Annotated in this window: 26 protein-coding genes; 16 read left to right on the top strand and 10 right to left on the bottom strand. The window is 42.0% G+C overall.

Translation table 11 applies throughout. The annotated features are described in order from the left end of the window. The first annotated feature begins 226 nt into the window (after window positions 1–226). The 3 genes from H6F42_RS18485 to H6F42_RS18475 all read left to right on the top strand — a co-directional run bounded on the left by H6F42_RS18485 (window position 227) and on the right by H6F42_RS18475 (window position 2,259). Entirely contained in the window at window positions 227–499 is a 273-nt protein-coding gene (locus H6F42_RS18485) for a hypothetical protein (RefSeq protein WP_190400841.1), read from the top strand. Next, entirely contained in the window at window positions 496–753 is a 258-nt protein-coding gene (locus tag H6F42_RS18480) for a type II toxin-antitoxin system RelE/ParE family toxin (protein ID WP_190400840.1), read from the top strand. The genes H6F42_RS18485 and H6F42_RS18480 overlap by 4 nt, the downstream gene beginning before the upstream one ends. Before the next feature lie 306 nt (window positions 754–1,059). Beyond that, on the top strand, window positions 1,060–2,259 hold the full coding sequence (locus tag H6F42_RS18475; RefSeq protein WP_190400839.1) for a DUF3095 domain-containing protein: 1,200 nt from the start codon (window positions 1,060–1,062) through the stop codon (window positions 2,257–2,259). Window positions 2,260–2,262: 3 nt separating this feature from the next. Here the strand turns inward: H6F42_RS18475 and H6F42_RS18470 are convergent, their stop codons facing one another. Together H6F42_RS18470 and H6F42_RS18465 are read right to left on the bottom strand one after the other, a co-directional pair. Continuing rightward, the gene (locus H6F42_RS18470) at window positions 2,263–3,300 is read right to left on the bottom strand and encodes a tetratricopeptide repeat protein (RefSeq protein ID WP_190400838.1); all 1,038 of its coding nucleotides are present in this window, start codon (window positions 3,298–3,300) and stop codon (window positions 2,263–2,265) included. Between the two features lie 73 nt (window positions 3,301–3,373). After that, complete coding sequence (locus H6F42_RS18465; RefSeq protein WP_190400837.1) at window positions 3,374–4,804, bottom strand: NCS2 family permease; 1,431 nt, start codon at window positions 4,802–4,804, stop codon at window positions 3,374–3,376. A 525-nt stretch (window positions 4,805–5,329) separates the two neighbouring features. On the opposite strand from H6F42_RS18465, the gene gshA reads away from it, so the two are divergent. Next, window positions 5,330–6,478, top strand: coding sequence for a glutamate--cysteine ligase (gene gshA / locus H6F42_RS18460; RefSeq protein ID WP_190400836.1), 1,149 nt, complete (start codon window positions 5,330–5,332; stop codon window positions 6,476–6,478). A gap of 91 nt (window positions 6,479–6,569) precedes the next feature. Here gshA and H6F42_RS18455 read toward each other — a convergent pair whose 3' ends face one another. Continuing rightward, window positions 6,570–7,706, bottom strand: a complete 1,137-nt coding sequence (locus tag H6F42_RS18455) for a citrate synthase (RefSeq protein WP_190400835.1) — start codon at window positions 7,704–7,706, stop codon at window positions 6,570–6,572. A gap of 154 nt (window positions 7,707–7,860) precedes the next feature. Further along, the gene (locus tag H6F42_RS18450; protein WP_094528630.1) at window positions 7,861–7,995 is read right to left on the bottom strand and encodes a photosystem II protein Y; all 135 of its coding nucleotides are present in this window, start codon (window positions 7,993–7,995) and stop codon (window positions 7,861–7,863) included. A gap of 164 nt (window positions 7,996–8,159) precedes the next feature. On the opposite strand from H6F42_RS18450, the gene H6F42_RS18445 reads away from it, so the two are divergent. The 3 genes from H6F42_RS18445 (at window position 8,160) to rpmA (ending at window position 9,885) form a co-directional block, all read left to right on the top strand. Further along, a complete protein-coding gene (locus H6F42_RS18445; RefSeq protein ID WP_190400834.1) occupies window positions 8,160–8,999 on the top strand; it encodes an undecaprenyl-diphosphate phosphatase in 840 nt (279 codons plus the stop codon). A gap of 201 nt (window positions 9,000–9,200) precedes the next feature. Then, on the top strand, window positions 9,201–9,530 hold the full coding sequence (gene rplU, locus H6F42_RS18440) for a 50S ribosomal protein L21 (protein WP_190400833.1): 330 nt from the start codon (window positions 9,201–9,203) through the stop codon (window positions 9,528–9,530). A 76-nt stretch (window positions 9,531–9,606) separates the two neighbouring features. After that, on the top strand, window positions 9,607–9,885 hold the full coding sequence (rpmA, locus tag H6F42_RS18435) for a 50S ribosomal protein L27 (RefSeq protein ID WP_190400832.1): 279 nt from the start codon (window positions 9,607–9,609) through the stop codon (window positions 9,883–9,885). Between the two features lie 190 nt (window positions 9,886–10,075). Here rpmA and H6F42_RS18430 read toward each other — a convergent pair whose 3' ends face one another. The 4 genes from H6F42_RS18430 to H6F42_RS18415 all read right to left on the bottom strand — a co-directional run bounded on the left by H6F42_RS18430 (window position 10,076) and on the right by H6F42_RS18415 (window position 12,356). Then, on the bottom strand, window positions 10,076–10,558 hold the full coding sequence (locus H6F42_RS18430; protein WP_190400831.1) for a response regulator: 483 nt from the start codon (window positions 10,556–10,558) through the stop codon (window positions 10,076–10,078). Window positions 10,559–10,656: 98 nt separating this feature from the next. Next, window positions 10,657–10,947 (bottom strand): Asp-tRNA(Asn)/Glu-tRNA(Gln) amidotransferase subunit GatC, encoded by a 291-nt coding sequence (gene gatC / locus H6F42_RS18425; protein ID WP_190400830.1) that lies wholly within the window; start codon window positions 10,945–10,947, stop codon window positions 10,657–10,659. 168 nt (window positions 10,948–11,115) lie between these two features. Beyond that, window positions 11,116–11,628: a photosystem I assembly protein Ycf3 gene (locus H6F42_RS18420; RefSeq protein WP_190400829.1), complete on the bottom strand. Its 513-nt coding sequence runs from the start codon at window positions 11,626–11,628 to the stop codon at window positions 11,116–11,118. Between the two features lie 152 nt (window positions 11,629–11,780). Next, window positions 11,781–12,356: a Uma2 family endonuclease gene (locus H6F42_RS18415; RefSeq protein ID WP_190400828.1), complete on the bottom strand. Its 576-nt coding sequence runs from the start codon at window positions 12,354–12,356 to the stop codon at window positions 11,781–11,783. 99 nt (window positions 12,357–12,455) lie between these two features. On the opposite strand from H6F42_RS18415, the gene H6F42_RS18410 reads away from it, so the two are divergent. Beyond that, window positions 12,456–12,821, top strand: coding sequence for a hypothetical protein (locus H6F42_RS18410; RefSeq protein WP_190400827.1), 366 nt, complete (start codon window positions 12,456–12,458; stop codon window positions 12,819–12,821). Window positions 12,822–12,825: 4 nt separating this feature from the next. Next, window positions 12,826–13,110, top strand: coding sequence for a hypothetical protein (locus tag H6F42_RS18405; protein WP_242018512.1), 285 nt, complete (start codon window positions 12,826–12,828; stop codon window positions 13,108–13,110). 43 nt (window positions 13,111–13,153) lie between these two features. Here H6F42_RS18405 and H6F42_RS18400 read toward each other — a convergent pair whose 3' ends face one another. After that, on the bottom strand, window positions 13,154–13,936 hold the full coding sequence (locus H6F42_RS18400) for an ABC transporter permease (RefSeq protein WP_190400825.1): 783 nt from the start codon (window positions 13,934–13,936) through the stop codon (window positions 13,154–13,156). An 89-nt stretch (window positions 13,937–14,025) separates the two neighbouring features. After that, complete coding sequence (locus H6F42_RS18395) at window positions 14,026–14,322, bottom strand: RNA-binding protein (RefSeq protein ID WP_190400824.1); 297 nt, start codon at window positions 14,320–14,322, stop codon at window positions 14,026–14,028. Between the two features lie 650 nt (window positions 14,323–14,972). Here H6F42_RS18395 and secD point away from each other — a divergent pair. The 7 genes from secD (at window position 14,973) to H6F42_RS18360 (ending at window position 22,868) form a co-directional block, all read left to right on the top strand. After that, window positions 14,973–16,457, top strand: a complete 1,485-nt coding sequence (secD, locus tag H6F42_RS18390; protein ID WP_190400823.1) for a protein translocase subunit SecD — start codon at window positions 14,973–14,975, stop codon at window positions 16,455–16,457. Continuing rightward, a complete protein-coding gene (secF, locus tag H6F42_RS18385; RefSeq protein WP_190400822.1) occupies window positions 16,454–17,416 on the top strand; it encodes a protein translocase subunit SecF in 963 nt (320 codons plus the stop codon). The genes secD and secF overlap by 4 nt, the downstream gene beginning before the upstream one ends. 293 nt (window positions 17,417–17,709) lie before the next feature. Then, entirely contained in the window at window positions 17,710–18,273 is a 564-nt protein-coding gene (locus H6F42_RS18380) for a Uma2 family endonuclease (protein ID WP_190400821.1), read from the top strand. Then, entirely contained in the window at window positions 18,270–18,731 is a 462-nt protein-coding gene (locus tag H6F42_RS18375; RefSeq protein WP_242018511.1) for a hypothetical protein, read from the top strand. The genes H6F42_RS18380 and H6F42_RS18375 overlap by 4 nt, the downstream gene beginning before the upstream one ends. A gap of 118 nt (window positions 18,732–18,849) precedes the next feature. Next, window positions 18,850–20,343 (top strand): glycolate oxidase subunit GlcD, encoded by a 1,494-nt coding sequence (gene glcD / locus H6F42_RS18370; RefSeq protein WP_190400820.1) that lies wholly within the window; start codon window positions 18,850–18,852, stop codon window positions 20,341–20,343. A 165-nt stretch (window positions 20,344–20,508) separates the two neighbouring features. Next, entirely contained in the window at window positions 20,509–21,123 is a 615-nt protein-coding gene (locus H6F42_RS18365; RefSeq protein ID WP_190400819.1) for a VTT domain-containing protein, read from the top strand. A 146-nt stretch (window positions 21,124–21,269) separates the two neighbouring features. Next, on the top strand, window positions 21,270–22,868 hold the full coding sequence (locus H6F42_RS18360; protein WP_190400818.1) for an AAA-like domain-containing protein: 1,599 nt from the start codon (window positions 21,270–21,272) through the stop codon (window positions 22,866–22,868). The last annotated feature ends 6 nt before the right edge of the window (window positions 22,869–22,874 follow it).

Below are 22,874 nucleotides of genomic sequence, written 5' to 3'. Positions count from 1 at the left end.
TTCTATTTAATGGATTATTTTTTTCGCTTGGGAGTTGCTTGACCAAAGAGAATGGCTAAGCCAACTAAGATAAAAAAAGGGCTGTAAGGGGCAAAATAGGATTGTTGCTGAGGTTATTATTTGAGAGAACTGCGATCGCGGCGTAGATATTAGTTTTCAGTGGGATCGATCTACTGTTAGAATTTGCTAAGATTTAGAAACTCAAATATGCAAGAGATGTAAAGTGATGCTAGCTATAGAACCTTCTACTCAAAGCGATGTTAGACAATCTCTAATCCAAGAAATCGAACAAACTTCAGATTGTGTTCTAAGTGAGGTTTTAGATTTTCTTTTGTTTGTAAGAGCTAAACATTTGCAAGATGGTTGGAATATAAAAGCTGGTAGCTATGAAGTTGATGAAGATTATGAGGATATTGCAAATGCTAAAGCCGCTCTAGCATCGGTTGATTCTGAGGGTACTATCTCTTGGGAAAGTCTAAAAGCTGAGATTGGACTATGACGTATCGCATTGAGTTTGGAAAGCAATCTGCCAAACAACTAAAATCTCTATCCATTGAAGAGCAGCAAAGGATAAAAATAAAAATTGATACTTTAGCTGATGTTCCACGTCCTGATGGTGTTGTCAAGCTGACAAGCGAAGATAGTCTCTATCGCATTAGAGTGGGAAACTATCGCATCATCTACTCTATTCAGGATAATCAACTACTCATTTTAGTGTTAAAAATTGGTCATCGTAGAGATGTTTACAAATAAAATGTAAAAATAATGGCGATAGGAAATTTATAGCTGTTGCCATTCTTGTGAGGACACAAAACCCACGAAACGAGTTGCGGAGCGAAGCGCCGCAACTCGTTTCGTGGGTTTTGTACGGTGGTCAAAAACACTGAAATTGCGCTCTGGAAAATCACTTCATAAGCGTGATCGCATAAACGCTAGAGACTAGATACGCCATCTTGCCAAAACCAGAGTTCAGGAAATAGCCGCCAACTGGCGGTTGTTTTTAACAGGAGTACTTTTGATAAGATGACTAAGCTTGTATTCTAGTTCAGGCTCAAAGACATGAATATTCAAGAAGTTCAGCCTAGAGATCAGACGACAGAAAGCTTTTATGCTGACTTACCTATTCTTGAAAACTTTGCTGACATTACCCATGATGAAAACTTTTACCCAGTTCCCCATGATTGGTCAATAATCATCACAGACATTATTGACTCCACTAAGGCTATTGAAGTTGGTAAGTATAAGGATATTAATCTTTTGGGGGCTTGTTCCATTATTGTCATCTTAAACTTAGTTGGCGATTTGGAAATTCCTTTTGTTTTTGGGGGTGACGGAGCTTCACTTCTAATTCCGAATAGCTATGTCTTAGAAGCAGAGCAAGCCTTGATCGCTGTACAGAACTTGGCAAGAGATGAATTTAATCTTGTCCTACGCGCAGGCATAGTACCGATATCAGCGATCACTAGTAAATACGAAGTCAAAATTGCCAAATTACATATCTCCAATAACTACAATCAAGCCATCCTCAGAGGTGGTGGTATCAGCTACGCAACTAGTTTGGTAAAAGACGTAGCCACCACTCATTTGTATAGTCCCAAATCACCAAGCATCTATGCGATCGCGGACTTTTCAGGTTTAGAATGCCGATGGAGAGACATCCCCACGCGACACGAAGAAATTCTCAGCTTGATTGTATTGGTAACCGCCCCCAGCCAGACCCAAGTTGACAATATATACCGTGAAGTGATCAACCAAATTGAGCGCATTTACGGTCAAGATAACGACTGTCATCCCGTTTCCGAAGAGAACTTACAACTTTCTTTTCAGAAAAGGAACTTGTCGTCAGAAATGAAAGTTTTTACTAATACTAAGAACAAGTTAAAGAGAAAGTTATATTTGTGGAAATTACGATTAATCAATCTCCTCGGCTTGATATTCATGCAATTCAATATTAAGGTTGGTAATTTTCAGTGGGGAGATTACAAACAAATTGTTGCTGAAGCCACTGATTTTAAAAAATTTGATGATGTATTGCGAATGGTTATTTCTGGGAGAATTCGCCAACGTCGAAAATTAACAGAATATCTGGAAAAGAAGTTTCACGAAGGTCGCTTAGTATATGGTTTCCATATTTCTGACCGAGCCTTAATGACTTGTCTCGTCTTTGAGCGGGATGGTCGTCAAGTACATTTTGTCGATGGAGCCGATGGGGGCTATACCCTAGCCGCTAAAGCCATGAAAGAACGCATGAAGAGTTAAAAACTAAAAGACCGACAACCCTTTAATTTCAGAATTATTTGCCCAAGAGAAAAAGCTACCTTCATATTTAGGGTCAAGTTTTACTGCTTCTTCGTAATCTTGTCGGGCTTTTGCCTGTTCTCCTAAACTATAAAGTAGCATCCCTCGATTTAAGAAGGCTTCAGCATAATTTGGTTTAAGGGTGATCGCTTGATTGTAGTCAAATTTAGCGCCTTCAAAATCACCGATCTCTTTCCGCGCAGTCCCCCTTGCATTGTATGCCTCAGCATGGTTCTGCTCTAAATTAATGAGTTGATTAAAATCAGCGATCGCGGCATGGTAGTTTTTTAAACTACTGTAAGTTAGCCCACGTTTATAGTATGAACTAACATATTTGGCATCAATAGTTATCGCTTGGCTATAGGCTTGAATTGCCTTTTCTAGATTTTTGAGTTCAGTATAAATTTCTCCACAGAGTAAATAGGCTTCAATATTTTCTCGATTATGTTTAATCACTTCCTTGAGTTGATTCATTGCCCCAGAAAAGTCTTTTTTCTTGATTAGCAATTGAGCTTGACCTAAAGCTGATTGAGTAACACTTACTAAATCAATTTCGGGAGCTTTAGGAATAATTTTAATAACAGGTAGTTCTAGATTTAAGCACTCATAAATTTGTTTAAATTGGGCTTTAAGATTTTGCGGATCTAGTTTTGGTAAAATAGATAGCGCACCCTGACGATCTGCCCAACGCTGCTCAACTTTAGTGACCTCAGCTTCTGGGCGCATCGTCAGAAAGATTATTTTAATGGATAGTTGATTGTCTTTACACCATCGACTGACGTTACTAGATTGTAGCAATTTCGTATTAGGAGATTGAATACTCATTTCTACAAGAATTAGGCTTGGCAAATTGTCGTGGGACACTTTTTCAAGTATCCGCACAATATCTTTGTCTGGAGAAATATTTACTAATTCAATATCCTCGGAAGGTAGATATTGCAACCATAAATCTAATTGTTCGCCACTATTGTGCATTAGATAGACAATTGCTTTCTTCTTCATAACTTTATTCTCTACAATCTATTTTTTATAACGTTTATTTTTAAGATATTTATGAATATTAGCGATCGCCATCTTAGCCAAATCTTAAAGTAACAAAGATGAATCTGGCGATAAATATAATCGCGAGAATCCAAGTTACTAGAGAAACTTCATTTACTCGTCCGCGAAATACCTTCATTGCCACAAAAAGAATTAACCCAATCGATAAACCCGCAGCGATCGAGAAGCCAAAGGGAATAAAAAAGATCGTCATAAATGCTGGTAATGATTCAGTAAAATCATCCCAACGAATATTGCTAATACTTGTCATCATCAAAACCCCAATCACCACTAGAGCAGGCGCAGTTGCAAAGGCAGGAATTGCCGCAAAAATTGGTGCGAATAGAAGAGCCACTAGGAATAATGCCGATACTACCGCCGCCGTCAAACCTGTCCGCCCACCTTCAGAGACTCCCGCCGCCGACTCGACAAAGGTTGTGACCGTAGATACACCCAAAATCCCCCCAGCAACTGTACCAACTGCATCAGCCATCAATGCTGAATTTGCCCTTGGTAATTCTCCTCTTTCGTTAATATAGCCAGCTTGTTTTCCTACCCCTGCTAAAGTTCCAATTGTGTCAAAAACATCTACAAATAAGAACACCAACATCACCGCCAGAAAGTCTATAAAGTTACTGGAGTTAAGTCCACTTAGTCCAGTAATCGCTTGACCAAAAATATGAGTTGGGAACACTGGCAAAGCAATAATACTGGTAGGTGGCTTGGCTATGCCGAATACCCATCCAAGTATTGCTGTCCCCAGAATGCCCCACAACAAAGCTCCCCGTATACGTCTCGTCATAAAAAATACGGTCATGACGATCCCAAAAGCGGCTAAGAGTGTTGCTGGATGACGAAAACTCCCAAAAGCAGTTTTGGTTACTTCGTTAGCGACAATCAGAGCCGCGCCTCCGTCTTCAAGCTTTCCTGACAGTCCGATGTAAGCCAGAAACAACCCAATCCCCGCAGTTGTTCCAGTTTTAATGCAATCAGGAACTGCTGTAATCAAATGGCGGCGAATATCAGTTACTGTCAAGATAATAAAAATTATTCCCTCAACTAATACCGCCCCAAGGGCAAGCCGCCAATCTATTTTTAGTCCGATTACTACGGAAAAGGCAAAAAATGCATTCATCCCCATTCCCGGAGCCATTGCAAATGGATATTTGGCAATCAGAGCCATAACTAATGTGCCGATCGCTGCACTCACAGCCGTAGAAAATACAAGTTCGGAAAATAAATCTTTAGGAGTTTGCAAGAAAATGGCATTGGAAAGAATCAATGGATTAACTACGAGGATGTAAGCCATAGTCATGAAGGTAGTTAACCCTGCCAGAATCTCAGTGCGAAAGGTGGCGCGATATTCGTCGAATTTAAAAAAATCAGCGATCGCCCCCTGCCACCCTTCGTATCTTTTCCCAACCTCCGCCGAGTCTAACTCAAATAAGTCATTATCAAGATCCATAAAAACTCGCTCTCTCCCTATTCCAGCTAAGAAGAAGATATCCCATGAACCAATTGAAATTAGTGCTTTGCAATACTTAACGATTTATAACAGCCCTAGAAAAGAATGGCAACGCGAAGCGTCGCCATTCATCTTGTCTTATCTCCCTCACTCCCCCGACCTCTCTCCAATTAAGAGAGAAGGAGAGTAAAACTTCTCTCTCCCCTGTAGGGATAACGTGTACACACAAGCCTTCCCCCTTTAATTTCCCCTTGTAAAAGAAGAAAACTAGAAATCTTGTTCCCGCCCCTTTACAAGGGGCGGGGGAAAGAAGAGGTAATTGATGAGATTAGCGAACTCCCAGAGATTCCTTAAACTTGGTAATTTGCAATATTATTAAAAAAGCTCTTAGTTGAGGTGTAAAGCCTATAAGTAGTTTTAATACAGCACATTTAACAAAAATCTAATTTTTGCCTTAACTTAAAGCTTTCTTAGCGATTGCACGGTAGGCTTAATAATAGTGACTATAGCAAAAGGAAACCTCCCGTGCTTTTATCAAAAGGCTTTGAAGTAGAAATCTACACCTCTACACCGACGGGGGATGTGGTGGGCTTTAGCGATCGCATTGTGGCGAACTTAAACGGGTTTGTGCGCGAACCCGACAGCCGCAATGTGGAATACATCACACCACCTTTTCTGAAATATGAGCCATTACTCATGGCTTTGATCGAACCTCGCCAAAGGTTACGCAGCTATTTGCGATCGCTTGGCGATTATACCCTCATGCCCGGAAGCACCCTTGCCTTAGGAGGGACAGATCATTTCTGTCGTTCCGATCCCCAAAATCCCTATCACACCTATATTGAGCAAACCTACGGTACTGATGTCGTTACGGCGAGCATTCATATCAATGTTGGTATTCCCAACTTAGAGTTATTAATAGGTGCTTGTCGGCTTATCCGTCTCGAAGCCCCCCTCTATCTTGCCCTAAGCGCCGCCTCTCCATTTCTCAATGGGAAAGCTACAGGCTTCCATTCTTCCCGTTGGCAAATGTTTCCTAAAACCCCTCAAGAAGTTCCGTTATTTCGCAGTCACCATCATTTTGTAGAATGGACAGAACAACAATTGCAATTGGGAACAATGCAAAATGTGCGCCATCTCTGGTCATCGGTGCGTCCTAATGGCGATAATCGTCCCTATTCTCTCAATCGCTTAGAATTAAGAATTTCCGATCTCATCATCGATCCTGTAGCCCTCTTAGCAATTACCGCCCTATTAGAAATGCGCCTAACTCAATTTCTAGAAGCAGGGCTAGGATCATCCCTTGATCCTTTAGCTCCTAACTCTAGTAAATTCACCCCTGACGAGTTAGCCACGATCGCTGATCGCAATGAAATGGCTGCCGCGATCAATAGCCTTGATGCGGTATTGACCCATTGGCAAACAGGGGAAGAAATTACGGCGAGGGAGTGGATTAGTAATCTTTACGAAGAGTTGCGATCGCCAGCAAAGGCAAGTGGCGTATGGTGTTTCCTCTCGCCATTGCAAAAAATTCTCGAACAAGGCAATGAAGCTCAGCGTTGGCTTGCCGCCTATCACAATGGCATTAGTCCACGTCAAATTATGACTGAGGCGATCGCCAGTGCCGAAAAAATGGATCAAGAACTAGCAGAAGCCTTACTCCTAGTTAATTAAAAAAGGGGCGCGATGCGCCCCTTTTTTAATTAACATTGAAAGGATGGCAAAGCCAAATTAAGAAATGGCGTAGCCATTTCTTAATTTGGTATTAACGCTCATTAATGGGGACGTAGGTAACATTATGCAATCCTGTATACATCTGCGTAGGACGGAACAGACGGTTATCAGAAAGCTGCTCCTTCCAATGGGCTAGCCATCCCGGAACACGGGCGATCGCGAAGATCGTCGTAAATAAATTACTAGGAATACCCAATTTTTTATAAACCAACCCCGAATAGAAATCCACATTGGGATGAATCCCTTTGCCAGCAAGCTTTTCATAAGCCTGCTTCTCTAGCTCAAGGGCAACATCATAGTAAGGATCATGACCAAACTTATCAAATAACTCATGCACTAAACCCTGAAGCACGATCGCTCGCGGATCTTTAACCTTATAGATGCGGTGTCCAAAGCCCATGAGCTTCTCTTTGCGCTCGATTTTACGCTCAAGGTAAGACGTAACATTATCAATCGAGCCAATCTCCTCCAGCATGATCATTACTTCCTCATTGGCTCCACCATGTAGGGGACCCGCAAGAGTACCGATCGCCGAAGTCATCACTGCATAGGGATCGGTAAGGGTTGAAGCCGTCACCAGAGCCGCAAAGGTCGAAGCATTAACCGTATGTTCCGCATGAAGAGTCAAACACACATCAAAAATTTGTGATGCTAAGGGATCGGGAACCTTCTCATTGAGCATGTATAGAAAATTGGAAGCATAATCCAGATCGTCACGGGGCATAACAGGATCATTACCCTGACGCATCATGTGAAAAGCTGCCACCATCGTTGGCACTTTCGCTAATAAGCGCACCGTAGCTTGATAGATATAGTCCAAATCATGAAAATTACCCAAAGGGTAAAACATCCCCAAAGCCGCCACACTCGTCTGCAATGCATCCATCGGATGGGCATTATCAGGAAAAGATTTAATCATGTCGCGGATACGATATTTGATTCTTCTCCTATGGGTAATATCGTGTTCAAATTCCTGTAGCTGAATAGCTTTGGGTAATTCACCGAAGATTAGTAAGTAACTGGTTTCAAGGAAATTACTATGCTTGCAAAGATCCTCGATACGGATACCTCGGTATTCGAGCAATCCTGATTTACCATCAACATAACTTATGTTGGACTGCGTGGCAGGCACTCCCTCTAACCCAGGCTTATATTCTCCGATTGCCATATATTAGCTACCTTACAAGATTAATTTTGTTGATTTATGGGATTATTTTATCGCTATGTATGCTTATGATTGTGCATCTATAACATTAAAAGCCCAAATATCAAGAGAGGACGCAATGCGTCCTCTCTTGATATTTGGGCTTAAAGTTGAAATTTTATTGAAAAGGATTATTGCCTTGCTTGCCAAATAGAGAAGCTTCGCCCTTGATAACTGCTTTACCGAGGTTAAAAGCTGCCCAAAAAGCGACTAACACAATTGGTCCTAAAACTACTAATACTCTCCAATCCATGTGTTTATACCTATAACTTAAATAAATAGAAATTGCTTTTAGCTCCCATTATGACAGCAAACCCCAGAATTTCAAACCCAAAAATATAGCGCTTGTACCAATTCAAAATTGGCAATGCTTAGCCCCGTTTGTGCTATATGTCTTTTGTCTAAATTTAAATTTTTATGGAATACTGGCAAGCTTTTGTTTTAGGGATTGTGCAAGGACTGACTGAGTTTTTACCGATTAGTAGTTCTGCACATCTCAAAGTAGTGCCTGCGCTTTTTGGATGGAACGATGCGGGAGTTTCTTTCGATGCGGTAATTCAACTTGGTAGCATTGTGGCGGTGGTTAGTTATTTTTGGAAAGATCTTAGTAAGATTTTCCTTGGCAGCGTGCAAGCAATTCGCTCGAAGGAATACCAATCCCATGACTTTAAGCTAGCTGTGGCGATCGCCTTAGGTACTGTCCCCATCCTGATCGGCGGCTTAATTATCAAAGTCTTTGTCAAAGATTATGACAACTCACCTCTACGGAGCTTAACCGCGATCGCGATCGCCTCCATTGTGATGTCAATCTTATTAGCCCTCGCCGAAATAATTGGGCAAAATGGCACCCAAGAGAAACGCTTATTCCCCAGAATCAGAATTATTGACGGGATTTTAATGGGCTTAGCCCAAGCCTTAGCCCTAATTCCGGGGGTATCCCGCTCTGGCTCTACTCTGACCGCAGGATTGTTTATGGGCTTAGATCGGGTTGCTGCTACTAGATTTTCGTTTCTCCTAGGCATCCCTGCCATTACCCTTGCGGGCGTAGTTGAGTTTATTAGCATTGTCAAAAAAGGCTTTGATGTGGGGGCTGGACAATTAGCCGTCGGCTTGTTTTCGTCAGTAATTTTTTCTTACCTAGCGATCGCATGGTTGCTCAAATTTTTCCAAAACCATAGGACATGGGTGTTTGTGGGCTATCGTTTAGCCTTTGGTTCGCTACTCCTGCTAGGCGTAGGCTTCGGATGGCTTAAATAAAAGGTAAAGGCTTTGCAAAGCGCCGCCTTTACCTTTCACAGCAAAGTTTGAAATAAATTTTTGCTAGACAAAAATTTATTTCAAACTTTGCTGTATAGTTATAGATCGCACGATCTTTCATGCTCGGATCGGGTTATTTACAAAATTGGCAAGAATTAACTAGCCAATACCTGTACGGCATCTACTGAATATTAAAAAACCATGAGTTACGCAATTATTGAAACAGGCGGTAAGCAGTATCGCGTCGAAGTCGGCAGATTTTATGACGTTGAGCTATTAGAAGCCGAACCCGACAGCAAACTGACCATTGATAAAGTCTTATTTGTCAATATGGATGGAGACGTTTCCATTGGTCAGCCCACCGTTGATAGTGCTAGTGTAGAAGTCACAGTTATGCGCCATCTAAAGGCGAAAAAAGTAATTGTTTACAAAATGCAGCCTAAGAAGAAAACTCGCAGAAAGAATGGTCACCGTCAGCCTTTAACCCGCATCATGGTTGAAGCTATTAACCTAAGTGGTAAAGCTGCCTAATTATATAAAATTATATAAAAAAGGCATTTCCCACCTTTTGATAAGTTTCTTTTAATCATTACGAGGATCAAACAAAATGGCACATAAGAAGGGTACTGGTAGTACAAGAAACGGTCGTGACTCTAACGCTAAGCGTCTCGGCGTAAAGCGTTACGGTGGTCAAGTAGTTAAAGCTGGTAGCATTATTGTCCGCCAACGTGGCACTAAGTTCCACCCTGGTAATAACGTTGGTCGTGGAAGTGATGACACTTTATACGCCACCGTTGATGGTGTGGTAACTTTTGAGCGCTTTGGCAAAACCCGCAAGAAGATTAGCGTCTACGCTCCTGTAGAAGCTCCCGCAGAAGTTGCTTAAACTTAAAAGCATAAAAAAGAAGGCTCGCTTGGCGAGCCTTCTTTTTTATGCTTTTTAAGCTCCCTTCCCCAGAAGAGAAATAGCGGTGCGTGGCAAAGCAAGAGTTAGCCAGTACAAACAAAAAAGAAGCGAGCAGCGGCGCTTCGCACCGCTACTCGCTTCTTTTTTTTGGCAAGTGACTCAAGCTATATCAATTTATGAGGGTGACATATTTTTGCAAAATATTTTTTAATTTTTCAATTTGAATTGGCTTACTAATGTAGTCATTCATGCCCGCTTTGCGGCAAATATATTGATCGTCGTGGGTAGCATTAGCGGTAATCGCCACGATCGCAATTGGTGAGCTTTGATTTTCTAATTCCTGTTGGCGAATATACTCAGTTGCCTCCAGTCCATCCATGTCTGGCATTTGAATATCCATCAAAATTAGATCGTAGGTTTTACTTGCGATCGCTTGGATGACTTCTAGACCATTGGTAACGACATCCGCTTGATACCCCAAATGCTTAAGTACTCGCAAAGCCACTTTTTGATTAACGAGATTATCTTCTGCTAGCAAGATCTTAATTGGTAAGGACTCTGGTGAGGATTCATTTACTAGATGAAGACTCGCTTCGACTGAGCGATCGCTTGCTTGCTTACTAGATGAAATGTCGGTTACTGAGTTATCCATAATTGCATGGTAGTGAAATTGATCATCTGCGCTGCGTCATTTGCTCTATGTCATTCGATCTAGGTCATCAGTTTTATCAGCGCGATCGCCAATTGTCGTTAAGCCATGATTTGTGGCACACGGAAAAAGTCTTCTTCGCGATCGGGCGCACAGTTTAATAAAGTTTCGCGATCGGTAAAGGGTTGCAATATATCAGGACGGGTTACATTAACCACATTAACAGCTCTAGTAGTCGGTTCAACGCCTTCTAATAGGGGATCGAGTTCATTTAACTGTTGAAAATAATCCAAAATACTATCTAGCTGCTTAGTAAAAGCTATTTCTTCAGTTTCAGTGAGTTGTAATCGACCTAAATGGGCGACGTGGCGGACTTGCTCTCTATCAATCATTGTATTTTTATAGAATTTTTACTACGTTATTACCAAAAGAAATCACAGTAATTTATCTTGTTACTGAAATTATATAGTCTGTTGCTATGGCAGTTTCGATACAATCAATTTATTGACAAGGGGCTTAAGCCCCTTGTTTGGATAGTAAAAAAAACTGCTTAGATTGCTCTAGAAAAATAGGTTGATGTCAGCCCGACCTGTGGTTTTTAACCAATTTTGAGCTTCGATGTAGTTGTTCGGAGCAAGGCGGATTGCTCTAACCCAATTATCAGCCGCAATGTTGAAATACTCCTCAGCCTGTTCTTCATCTTGGGCGTTTTCGCCTTTGTGATGATAAATTACGGCGACATTATTTAAAGCTTGGGGCATCCGAGGATTGAGATTAATTGCTTCTTCGTAATATTCCAGAGCTTTATCATGATCGCCATTACTCGCATGGATTAATCCCATGTTGTAGTAGATGTAGCTGCGATCGTAGGCATTTTCTTCAAGGTTGAGGGCTTCTTCGTAGTTAGCTAACGCTTCTGCATATTCACCATCACCTTGAGCAGACATACCATCGCGATAGTAAGCAAAGGCTTCTTTTTCTTTCTGACTTGCTGGGAAGAGTTTTAAAATCGTGTCAGCAATAACAGTAAAGGTTTGATCGACGAAGTTGTCATTACGTTGCGATCTAGGCATAGTTGTTTAATAATTTGCAATTAATTTGCAGTCAGTTACTATTCAGCATATCAAAGGCTTGATATATCTGAAGTTGCGTTTTGTTATTTATCATTAAAACTGAAAGCGCAAGTCGTCCACTATGCGGACGACTTGCGCTTTCAGTTTTGATTCTACGCAAACTGTACTTGTTTAAAGAGATCGTCCACTAAAATTTCTAAGTTTAGGGATTTTAGTAACAAGCGATCGCCTAGCCCATATTCCGCAAACCACCATTTCCCATTGTGTTCGCGCTGAAATATTTCTACTACTGGCTGCTCGGTCTGGACTAGGACATATTCTTGAAGGCTAGGGAATTGGCGATATTGCGAAAATTTGAAGCCGCGATCATATGCCTCGGTGGATGGGGAAAGCACTTCGATGATTAGGCAGGGAAACATAACTAACTGTGGATCGCGATCGCTTTCATCACAGGTAACAACGACATCGGGATAAAAATATTTGCGACTTGGCTCAACTTGCACTTTGACATCGGCGATATAGACTTCACAATGGCGATCGCCCAATGACTTGCCCGATGCATCATCTAGAAATTTAAAGAAATTCAATGAAACACGATTATGGTTTTTCGTGCCGCCAGCCTTAGGGATAATTTCGCCATTGAAATACTCATGGCGCATTTCTTGATTTGCTTCCCAATCGCGATATTCTTCGTAGCTCATTAAGAGGCGATCTGGTAACGCAACCATGAGTTTTATGTAAAATATTTAAAGGCTGTATTTTCAAAGTATACATATAATTTACTCGGCTCTTAGTTTAAGTAAATACCCCCAAAAAGAGTGACAATTATGCAAGTTATTGATGAGACTGTTGCTAAACAGCAGCCTGACCAAATTGAGCAATCTTTTGATAAAGCAGCTAAATTTGAAGTTGATGCTCTCATCACTATTACTACACAAATTTCTTTTGATTCCATTCTCAGTATTATTGCCACCTTACCAAAATCTCACAAATGGCAAATCTATCAAGCCCTTGGTACGGAACTTACTGCCCAATCGTCTGAAGCTAAGGCGATCGCTCGTCTTGAGGATGAGGATGACGAATCTAAGTGGATTACTGCGATCGAAGAGGATGAAGAAATTGAAGTTGAAGCTAATTTGGAGTATTTAAGGCAACGTGGGTATAAGGTCGAGGTATCGGCTGAAGTTGCATGAGCTATTGCAGCAGCAAGATTTAGTTGAATTGTCACCAGAATTGAATAGAGATTTTAAGGCAATTTGTAATACGGCTTTTACTCAAGATCCCTATGGATGCTTTGGATTACCTAGCCATGACTTGCGTGGCGATCTCAAAAATTATCGAGCTTTAGAGCTTGATCACGATGGGGTGTGCTATCGCATTGTCTATCGAGTATATGAGTCGCCCTCTCCAAAACGAGTGCATGTTATCAGCTTTGCCGAACACGATCTTGCTTATGCTGTGGCTAAATTGAGAACAACATGATGTTGGAAAAGTGATATTTAAGCAATATTAAGGGGATGCAGTCTTAACTAGATGCACTGGTATAAAACCTAAGTGCAAACTTCCAAAACTTATTTGAAGCATAGAGTAAGGCGATCGCTAAAAACATCGAACCCAAGATCCAGACTGGCTCGGCGCGTCCTAATAATGCCTCGGATGGAACAGTGGTTAAAAAGGCGATCGGCACAATAAACGTAAAAAAGAAGCGATAGGAAGCGGGATAAGCTGCCATCGGATAGCGCCCTGCTTCCATCAAGCCCCGTAATACTTCCGTGACATTATAAATTTTGATAAACCAAATACTAGTCGCGCCCAGCATAAACCAAATGCTATAGAGGCTCATACATCCAAAAGCCAAGGGAATTAAACAAACCAAATAATTACCCAGCCCTAACCCTAATTGCCCACCTGCATAGAGCAGAATGCCCCAACCAAAAACTAAATTGGGAACACCCCAAGGCGAAATTACTCTTGCTGATAGCCAGAATTGGCTGCTGATTGGCTTTAAAAGCACAAAATCTAAAGTACCATTCTGCACATGATCGACAATTTTGCTTAAATTAGGCGCTAGAAAAGTAGCCGAAAACCCTTCTAAAATCGTGAATATCCCCAACACGATAATTGCCTCTTCCCAACGCCAACCCGCAAAGTTATAGCCATTGCGATAAAACAAAAACAAGCCGAATAAGCTACCGACCAAATTGAAAATGCTACTTAAGGCAGCGATCGCAAAGTTAATTCGATACTCAAGTTCTGCGGCGATCGCTGCTGCCCAAAAAAGCCGTAGGGTTTTTAAATATCTACTCATTAGGGCTTTTTTCTCAATATAGACCTCAAAAAATGGCTTTGCAAAAACGCATAGTCATTTTTTGAGGTTAGTAATTTAATTAATTTAGGTTAATTAGCGTAACCACCACGTCCGCCTCTAGAGGGGCGATCGTTACTACGTTCGCCGCGAGGCTTAGCCTTGTTAACGCGCAAAGTACGTCCCATCCATTCAGCCTCATTAAGAGCTGCGATCGCCGCTTCTTCCTGAGCATCATCCTCCATATCCACAAAGGCGAAGCCCCGAACCCGACCTGTTTCTTGGTCAGTAGGCAATTGCACACGCTTTACAGTGCCGTAATCAGAAAAGACGCTTGTCAAATCTTCCTTAGCAGCTTGATAAGACAAATTTCCAACGTAAATAGTCACAGTCAGTTCGCTCCAGAAAAGAGATCGATATAATAATTTAGCCAGTCTTCGGAAAAGACTCGCTCGACACAAGATCTCACAAATCCAACCTAAATTTCAGCTTTGATATAAGTTTACCGTTTACCCGCATCAATTTGCGTAGGCTGTATTACAAAGCTTCATGCAACTCATGATAAAGAGGCTATTAAACGCCAAATAAAACTATAAATTCCTTACGTTAAGCGGTCTTTCTGAGCATTTGCAGCTATAGATCAACTAAATTTTTTTAAGATGAGTTAATAAATTCATCCTAAAGGCATAGGTCAAATTAACTAGAAAAGCCTTATCGCCCTAACTTAATTGCGCCCAGATACTTACTCCTTCCCCCCTCACATTAAAACTCAAGGATTTAGCGGTACAGCGCGAATCGCTGTACCGCTAATACCAAATCACGAAAGTGTGGCAACACTTTTGTGATTTAAAAACCAAACCCAGTAAGGTTTTTAAAATGAAGAAATAGCGAAGCCATTTCTTCATTTGGTATAAATCCTTGAGTGGGAAGCGAGTAGCTATAGTAAGTTATGATGTCAGATGTCTCAAAATACAGTCTGTTCACTTTAGCGACCAGTAAAGCTATATAACAAAGCTATACAAAAAGCTCTATAAAAATTATGGGTAAACAAAGCCGCCTACTTGCCTTTGTATTGGCAATTTTATTGGGGGCTGTGTATTTAATCGTTAGCAATCCGCCTAAGTTAGGGTTGGACTTGCGAGGTGGTGCACAGCTTACACTTCAGGCAAAAATCAATCCAGAACAAGGCATTAATGAAATTACGCCGCGCATTATGGAAACCGCCAAATTTGTGGTGGAGCAGCGTATTAATGGATTAGGCGTTTCTGAAGCCACAATTTTGATTGCAGGAAATAATCAATTAGTCGTTCAATTACCGGGGGTCAATGACCCTGCTCAAGCCGAACGGGTAATTGGCACAACGGCTCAACTTGATTTTCGTAAACAAAAGAAAGGTACTGAAGGCGAGCTAAGGGCAAGATTACAAATTTTGCAAGCCACGACTATTCAGCGTGAAGCTCTTAAGACTTCGGGTGATCAAAAGGCGATCGCTGACAATGAAGTTGAGTATAAAAAAGCTACGGAAGATCTCAAAGGTATTTTTGAGCGCACAGGCTTTACAGGCAATATGCTGAAAGACGCTGTAGCATCTCCTCCGGGTAACGGTCCCGATTCATGGCAAGTTGCCCTCACCTTTGATGACAAAGGTGGTGACTTGTTTGCCAAAACTACAGGCGAAATTGGTGGTACGGGTCGAGTCTTAGGCATTTTCTTGGATGATAAATTGATCAGTTCCCCCACCGTTGGCCCCGAATTTCAAGGAAAGGGCATTACAGGCGGTCGAGCCGTGATCACTGGTAACTTTACCCTTGATACAGCTAACGAATTAGCCCTACAACTGCGTGCAGGAGCTTTACCAGTCCCCGTAGAAATCGTCGAAAATCGGACTGTGGGCGCAACCCTTGGCGCAGATAGTATTCTCAGCAGCATCTATGCAGGTGTATCGGGACTATTACTGGTTTTGATCTTTATGGTGCTGTACTACCGTATTTTGGGAGCAGTTGCCGATATTGCCCTCATTACCTATGCGGTGATCACCTTTGCTTCCTTTAGCTTATTAGGCGTAGTGTTGACCCTCCCCGGGATTGCAGGCTTCATCCTCAGTATTGGTATGGCGGTTGATGCGAACGTGCTGATTTTTGAGCGGACTAAGGAAGAGTTAAAAGCGGGTCGCACTCTTTATAAATCCGTAGAAGCGGGATTTTATCGCGCTTGGTCAAGCATTCTCGATAGTAATGTGACTACCCTGATTGCTTGTATTACGCTGTTTTGGCTAGGTTCAGGCTTTGTCAAAGGATTTGCGGTTACCCTCGGAGTGGGCGTTATCGTGAGTATGTTCACGGCAATTACACTAAGCCGATCGCTTATGCTTGCCATGATTAGCAATCCTAATTTCCGCAAGCCTGAATACTATGGGATGAAAGCTTTTGGCAAAATCTCCTCGGTAAACGTAGATGTAAGTGCAGATACCGAAGATCAAGGGCAAAGTACGAAAAAAGACAATACAACTGGTGCGGTTCTATGAGATTAGATGTAATCAAAAATGCGCGTCTTTACATCACGATTTCAACGTCAGTCATTTTGGCGGGAATCGTGGCTATGGTCTTGTCCTTTCAGCAGTTAGGCTCCCCATTACGTTTAGGTATTGATTTTACTGGCGGCTCAAGTGTGACCCTTGGTTTAGCTTGCAGTGGTGGCAATTGTGGCAAGCCCATTGACATTAGCGTAGTGCGCCAAGCCGTAGAGAGCAAAGGCTTTACTAATAGTGTCATTCAATTAGTGGAAGGCAAAGATCTTAAGGGTGTATCAGTACGCACGGCTCATTTATCGACGGAAGAACGCGAAAAGTTAAAGGTAACTCTTACCGATTCTCTCAAACAATATGGAGAGGTAGATCCCAAGAAATCGCAAATTGATGAAGTGGGTCCGTCAATTGGTCAGCAGGCTTTGAAAAATGGTTTGCTAGCGATCGCTTTATCCTTTGCAGGGATTGGTCTTTACTTAGCCTTTCGCTTTCAACTAGATTATGCAACCTTCGCAATTATTGCTTTGTTTCACGACATCTTAGTTACAGTTGGAGCCTTTTCCCTCTTAGGGCTAACGATGGGTGTAGAGATTGATAGTTTGTTTATTGTGTCAATGCTGACTATCTGCGGATTTTCGGTTAATGACACGGTGGTCATCTATGATCGCATTCGCGAGAATGTAAAGCTCGATGCGGGTGCAACGGGATTTAATGATTTAGTCAATGCTTCGGTTAATCAAACCTTGGGGCGATCAATTAATACTTCTCTGACGGCAACCTTGCCATTGCTTGCCATTTTCTTATTTGGTGGCGCAACCCTCCGATTTTTCTCCCTTGCTTTAATTATTGGCTTCTTGTCTGGCGCGTATTCCAGCATTTTTAATGCCAGTATTCTGTTGGCATGGTGGCGAAATCGGAATGCGTCAAGCAATAAGCGATCTCCAATTGAAGCAAACTAAAAGAATAAAAAGGGCGGCGCAAAGCGCTGCCCTTTCTATTTTCCAGAGGCAAGCCAAAACCTAAAACAAAAGGCGCAAAGCGCCGCATCTTTTGTTTTGGTGCGATAGATAGCGATCGCTATCTATTTATGAATCGCGATATCATATATAGCTGTGGTCACTTGCATTAGGACAAATCAAAACCCAAGAAGCGAGTTGCGGTGCTTCGCGCCGCAACTCGTCTTCTGGTTTTGTGTCCTAACAAGAATGTCAACAGCTATAGGTTAAGTCTTGGGCATATAACACATATAACTATGACTACTACGGTTCGCAAACTTACTTTTGATGAGTATCTAACCTATGACGACGGTACGGATACAAGATATGAATTTAATGACGGAGAATTGGTCGCAATGACACCGCCCATTGGATTGCATGAAAGAATTATTGCTTTTTTGTCCTTCTTTTTGACTTTGGAAATTAGGCAAAAATCCTATCCCTACTGTGTGCGAGCCAAGGGAATCGAGATTTGGACAGGCCATCGCACCCGTCGTCCCAATGTTTGTGTGTTGAGTAAGCAGCAAGAGCTAGATATTTTAAAAAAGGCTGCTATCTTATTTACGCCTCCATTGCTAGTCATTGAGGTTGTCAGTGCAAATTATCGCAATGTCGATCGCCAAGAGAAATGGAACGAGTATCAACGGATTGGTATATTTGAGTATTGGCTTGTTGATGCGGAACTGAAGACGATTTCCGTTCTCTCTATAAAAAATGGAGCTTATCAGGAAGTTGTTTTTTCTTTAGGAGCGCAGATTATCTCACCGACATTTGCCGATCTCCAGCTTACAGTTGATGATGTTTTAAATGCGGATATATGAATTTGGATAATAGTGATGCTCTGCAAAATCTACCCGACGATGATAGCGATGAGTCTTTAACTGACCCATTAACTGAGCAATTAAATGACCAATTACTAGAGCGTCAAGTCCAACGTCTCATCGAAGTCCAAACCTATTTGCGCTGGATCTTTGATGTATTTCTGTGGCTTACAATTGGCACGGCGAGTATTTGGAGTTTGCGATCGGATATTGAGTTATGGATTGCTTCCTTTACTTGGGTAGCGGTGAGGATGAGCTTAATATACAACCGATTGCCGATGCTAGGGATAGGTTTCTGTGTGGCGATGACTTTGGCAACTTTAGTATGGCAAAGCTCGGTAATTTTATGGGGAGTCAATGCCAGAGAAAAGCGATCGCTGATTCATCAAGTCCAAAAAATTAAGCAAAAAGGAAAAAGCCATCCCCTATGGCGATGGGTTTGCGAAGAGAAACTTTGATTTTAATGTACAAACGGATTATTATCCCGTTTGTATATTAAAAATCAAATCCGTCTATTGCAAATCGCTGTAAGATAGGTGTAGTCGTTATCCTCAGCCATAATTTAGCTAATAAACCATGACCGCGATCGCTACAAATCCAAGTACCTCTTCATCAAAAAATATTGACTGGCAAGCGATCACCACTGCTTTTATTGGCATTGTGGGCGATCGCTACGTGGTGCGGACTCGCGAAGAATTAATCGCCTATGAATGCGATGGACTAACCAGCTATAAGCAACAACCTGCCCTCGTGGTACTGCCAAATACGACAGAGGAAGTATCGGCAGTCTTAAAAATATGCGATCGCTACCAAGTTCCCTTTGTAGCAAGAGGCTCAGGAACAGGCTTGTCAGGAGGGGCTTTGCCCATTCCCGATTCCGTCTTGATCGTCACCTCCCGCATGAGAAAGATCTTAGAAATTGATTTGGAAAATCAGCGCGTTGTCGTTCAACCGGGGGTGATTAATAATTGGGTGACCCAAGCCGTAAGCGGCGCAGGCTTCTATTATGCCCCCGATCCTTCTAGTCAAGTTATTTGTTCCATCGGTGGCAACGTTGCCGAAAACTCAGGAGGTGTGCATTGCTTGAAATATGGGGTGACGACTAATCACGTCCTCGGTGCGAAAATCGTTTTACCTGATGGCACAATTCAAGATATTGGCAGCAAAATCCCCGAAAGTCCGGGCTATGACCTCACAGGAATTTTCGTCGGTTCTGAAGGTACTCTGGGCATTGCCACTGAGGTAACTCTGAAAATTCTCAAGTCCGCAGAATCTATTCAAGTTCTCTTAGCCGATTTCACGACCGTAGAAGCCGCAGGTTCCACTGTCTCCGATGTCATCAGTGCAGGCATTATTCCCGGGGGGATGGAAATCATGGATAACATGAGTATCAATGCCGTTGAAGATACCGTCGCGACTAACTGCTATCCCCGTGATGCCGCTTCCATTCTCTTAATAGAAATTGATGGATTAGAGAGCGAAGTGGCAGAAAATTCTAAACGGGTTGAAGCAATTTGTTTGCAGAATGGTGCGAGAAATGTCACCACCGCGATCGACCCTGAGCAACGCTTGCGCCTGTGGAAGGGACGAAAGGCTGCCTTTGCCGCCATGGGTCGCCTTAGTCCTGATTATTACGTTCAAGATGGCGTAATTCCACGGACTAAACTTACCTATGTCCTCCAAGAAATTGCCAAACTGAGCGAAAAATATGGCTACCATGTTGCCAATGTTTTCCATGCAGGTGATGGAAACCTTCATCCTTTGATTTTGTATAACAATGCGGAAGCTGGAGCATTGGAAACTGTAGAGGAACTAGGTGGCGAAATTCTCAAGCTCTGCGTAAAAGTGGGTGGAAGTATTTCAGGAGAACATGGTATTGGCGCAGATAAGAAATGTTATATGCCAGAAATGTTTAGCGAGTCCGATCTAGAAACGATGCGATGGGTCAGAGATGTTTTTGATCGCCAAGGGATTGCGAATCCAACCAAGATTTTGCCAACGCCGCGCACCTGTGGCGAAGGAGCCAAGCCAATACACGATGCCAAATACAAATTAGTAGATCGTTTTTAAGCAAACCAAGGGATTCTCTAAAAGTGCTGTTCTGCAACACTTTTAGAGAATCCCTTGGTTTGGGCGGAGTGCTTTGTGCTGCATTTAAATTTAGGACAATCAAAATTTCAAATGATTGCTATATACTCATAGTCAAATTTCTTAAAAAATACTCCATAAAAAATTGTGAATATTTTAGAACCCAAACAGTTAGTTGATTCTCTAGGATTTGTTGGTGGTCATTTAGCCATCTGGTCAATCGTTTTTGCCGAATCAGGACTACTAGTTGGTTTCTTTCTGCCCGGGGATTCCCTTCTCTTTGCGGCAGGTTTTTTAGCTTCGCAAGGTTTGTTAAATATATTCGCTTTAATAATTGGCTGTTTTATCTGTGCTGTAATTGGTGATAATGTCGGCTATGCAACTGGAAAGCGATTTGGGCATAAGTTGTTTTCTAAAGAAGATTCTCTCTTTTTCCATAAAGATCACATCATTAAAGCCCAAAAGTTTTACGACAAACACGGCAAAAAAACAATTGTAATAGCCAGATTTTTACCAGTGGTTCGTACCTTTGCGCCTATTGTGGCAGGTATTGGCAGAATGGACTATGGAACTTTCTTTCAGTTCAATTTATTAGGGGGATTAATTTGGACTTCTGGTTTATCAATGTTGGGGTTTGTTTTGGGTAAAAGTATTCCTGATGTGGATAAATACTTATTACCAATTACTCTAGCGATCGTGGTCATTTCTATAGTGCCTTCGGTGATACATTTACTACCAACCAAGGATAAATCCAAAAACTAAACTCGAATAGAGAATTACAGCGCAAAGCGCTGTAATTCTCTATTCGAGTTGACTTAAAGAGCTACAGCCACAGCATCTTTTTTTATTGAAAGCATTGTATGATTTTGAGATGAGCTAAATAAAAAGTTTAAGTGCAACCGAATCGTATGACGATAAGAAAAATCTTGATTCTGGCGGCAAATCCTCTCGATACAGATCGGTTACGGCTAGATAAAGAGGTGGAAGAAATTCGCACAACATTAGAGCGATCGCCAAATCGAGATAACTTTGCGATCGAGTCGCGTGGTGCGGTGCGTCCCCAAGATTTACAGACATATCTATACAATCTCAAACCTCAGATTTTGCATTTTTCAGGACATGGGGGCGGTGAGTGGGGTTTGGCTTTTGAGAATGAGGATGGGGGAGTTAAGGGAATTAGTACTGAGTCCTTGACGGATTTGTTTAAACTATTTACCAAACAAATTCAATGCGTGGTGTTGAATGCTTGCTATGCAGTAGTTCAAGCGGAGGCAATTTGTCAACATATTCCCTACGTGATTGGGATGAATCAAAAGATTGGGGATCAAGCGGCGCGGAAATTTGCAGAGGGCTTTTATAAGGCGATTTGGGCTAATTACTCGATTGAGGAGGCTTTTAATTCAGGAGTAACTGCGATCAAATTAGAGGGGATTCCTGAAGAGTTAACACCTGTATTGCTAAAGCGTCACCCATCTATCACGATTAATTCCAAACCAATTAATTCTGATAGTTCAGTAATAGAAAGTAATGGATACTTTTACATTGTTCGATCGCGTTTAGAGCAGCGTTGTTATGAGGAAGTGATAAAGGCGGGGACTTTGATCAGGATCAAATCACCTGAACGCATGGGGAAGTCAATGATGATGGGGCGAGTCTTAGAATATGCCACCCAGCAAGGATATCGTACAGCAGTGATTGATTTGCGCGAGGCGAATAGGGAAATATTTGCGGATATTAATAAGTTTTTGCAATGGTTCTGCGCTTATGTCGGTGACTGCTTGGAGATCGAGCAACGTCCTGAAGATGCTTGGAAAGGCTTTTTGGGTGCAAATACAAACTGCACGAAGTATGTCGAAAAGTTCTTTTTGAATAGTGATGATTCGCCGTTGGTGATTGCGATCGATAACTTCGACTGCGTGTTTAGACATCCTGATGTTGAAGCTGACTTTTGCGGATTGTTGCGTGGTTGGTTCGAGAAGGTAAACACCAGTAAAGTCTGGGGTAAGTTACGCCAGATGATTGTTTATTCGCAGGAGTCCTATGCTGCACACAATATTAACCAATCACCGTTTAATGTAGGATTGCCCATTGAGCTAGGTGAGCTAGAAGCGCTAGAAGTATTAGCCCTAGCGAATGCCTATGGATTGTCTTGGGTTGAGTTAGAAACTGCTCAATTGATGGATATGATCGGTGGACATCCTTATTTAGTACAGAAGGCGATCGATCGCATTGCCCATGATGATATCGGGCTTGAGGAATTGGTACGCACTGCACCGACGGAAGAGGGAATTTTTGGAGATTATCTTAATGAGAGGTTGCAGCAGTTGGAGGCTAATCCTGAACTGGTGGTGGCGATGCTCAAGGTTGTCAATGCTGATAGTGCAACCAGATTGGGATCGAAGGAGGCTTTTAAACTGGACAGTATGGGATTGATAAAACGGCAAGGTAACGATATTGTATCTCGATGCAATTTATATCGCTTATATTTTAAAGATAGGTTGAGCTAGTAGATT

The organism is Pseudanabaena sp. FACHB-1998 (assembly GCF_014696355.1).
Classification (GTDB): Bacteria; Cyanobacteriota; Cyanobacteriia; order Pseudanabaenales; family Pseudanabaenaceae; genus Pseudanabaena.
The sequence above is the reverse complement of the archived record's forward strand: the minus strand, read 5'-3'. Positions and strand labels throughout refer to the sequence as shown.

Bases quoted from the DNA above. Each gene is read 5' to 3' on its own strand.
- rplU (WP_190400833.1), top strand. From the start codon at position 9,201: ATGAGTTACGCAATTATTGAAACAGGCGGTAAGCAGTATCGCGTCGAA.
- H6F42_RS18380 (WP_190400821.1), top strand. From the start codon at position 17,710: ATGACTACTACGGTTCGCAAACTTACTTTTGATGAGTATCTAACCTAT.
- H6F42_RS18465 (WP_190400837.1), bottom strand. From the start codon at position 4,804: ATGGATCTTGATAATGACTTATTTGAGTTAGACTCGGCGGAGGTTGGG.
- H6F42_RS18485 (WP_190400841.1), top strand. From the start codon at position 227: ATGCTAGCTATAGAACCTTCTACTCAAAGCGATGTTAGACAATCTCTA.
- H6F42_RS18450 (WP_094528630.1), bottom strand. From the start codon at position 7,995: ATGGATTGGAGAGTATTAGTAGTTTTAGGACCAATTGTGTTAGTCGCT.
- H6F42_RS18430 (WP_190400831.1), bottom strand. From the start codon at position 10,558: ATGGATAACTCAGTAACCGACATTTCATCTAGTAAGCAAGCAAGCGAT.
- H6F42_RS18475 (WP_190400839.1), top strand. From the start codon at position 1,060: ATGAATATTCAAGAAGTTCAGCCTAGAGATCAGACGACAGAAAGCTTT.
- H6F42_RS18375 (WP_242018511.1), top strand. From the start codon at position 18,270: ATGAATTTGGATAATAGTGATGCTCTGCAAAATCTACCCGACGATGAT.
- rpmA (WP_190400832.1), top strand. From the start codon at position 9,607: ATGGCACATAAGAAGGGTACTGGTAGTACAAGAAACGGTCGTGACTCT.
- H6F42_RS18410 (WP_190400827.1), top strand. From the start codon at position 12,456: ATGCAAGTTATTGATGAGACTGTTGCTAAACAGCAGCCTGACCAAATT.
- H6F42_RS18360 (WP_190400818.1), top strand. From the start codon at position 21,270: ATGACGATAAGAAAAATCTTGATTCTGGCGGCAAATCCTCTCGATACA.
- secF (WP_190400822.1), top strand. From the start codon at position 16,454: ATGAGATTAGATGTAATCAAAAATGCGCGTCTTTACATCACGATTTCA.
- H6F42_RS18480 (WP_190400840.1), top strand. From the start codon at position 496: ATGACGTATCGCATTGAGTTTGGAAAGCAATCTGCCAAACAACTAAAA.
- secD (WP_190400823.1), top strand. From the start codon at position 14,973: ATGGGTAAACAAAGCCGCCTACTTGCCTTTGTATTGGCAATTTTATTG.
- H6F42_RS18415 (WP_190400828.1), bottom strand. From the start codon at position 12,356: ATGGTTGCGTTACCAGATCGCCTCTTAATGAGCTACGAAGAATATCGC.
- H6F42_RS18445 (WP_190400834.1), top strand. From the start codon at position 8,160: ATGGAATACTGGCAAGCTTTTGTTTTAGGGATTGTGCAAGGACTGACT.
- H6F42_RS18420 (WP_190400829.1), bottom strand. From the start codon at position 11,628: ATGCCTAGATCGCAACGTAATGACAACTTCGTCGATCAAACCTTTACT.
- H6F42_RS18470 (WP_190400838.1), bottom strand. From the start codon at position 3,300: ATGAAGAAGAAAGCAATTGTCTATCTAATGCACAATAGTGGCGAACAA.
- H6F42_RS18400 (WP_190400825.1), bottom strand. From the start codon at position 13,936: ATGAGTAGATATTTAAAAACCCTACGGCTTTTTTGGGCAGCAGCGATC.
- glcD (WP_190400820.1), top strand. From the start codon at position 18,850: ATGACCGCGATCGCTACAAATCCAAGTACCTCTTCATCAAAAAATATT.
- H6F42_RS18455 (WP_190400835.1), bottom strand. From the start codon at position 7,706: ATGGCAATCGGAGAATATAAGCCTGGGTTAGAGGGAGTGCCTGCCACG.
- gatC (WP_190400830.1), bottom strand. From the start codon at position 10,947: ATGATTGATAGAGAGCAAGTCCGCCACGTCGCCCATTTAGGTCGATTA.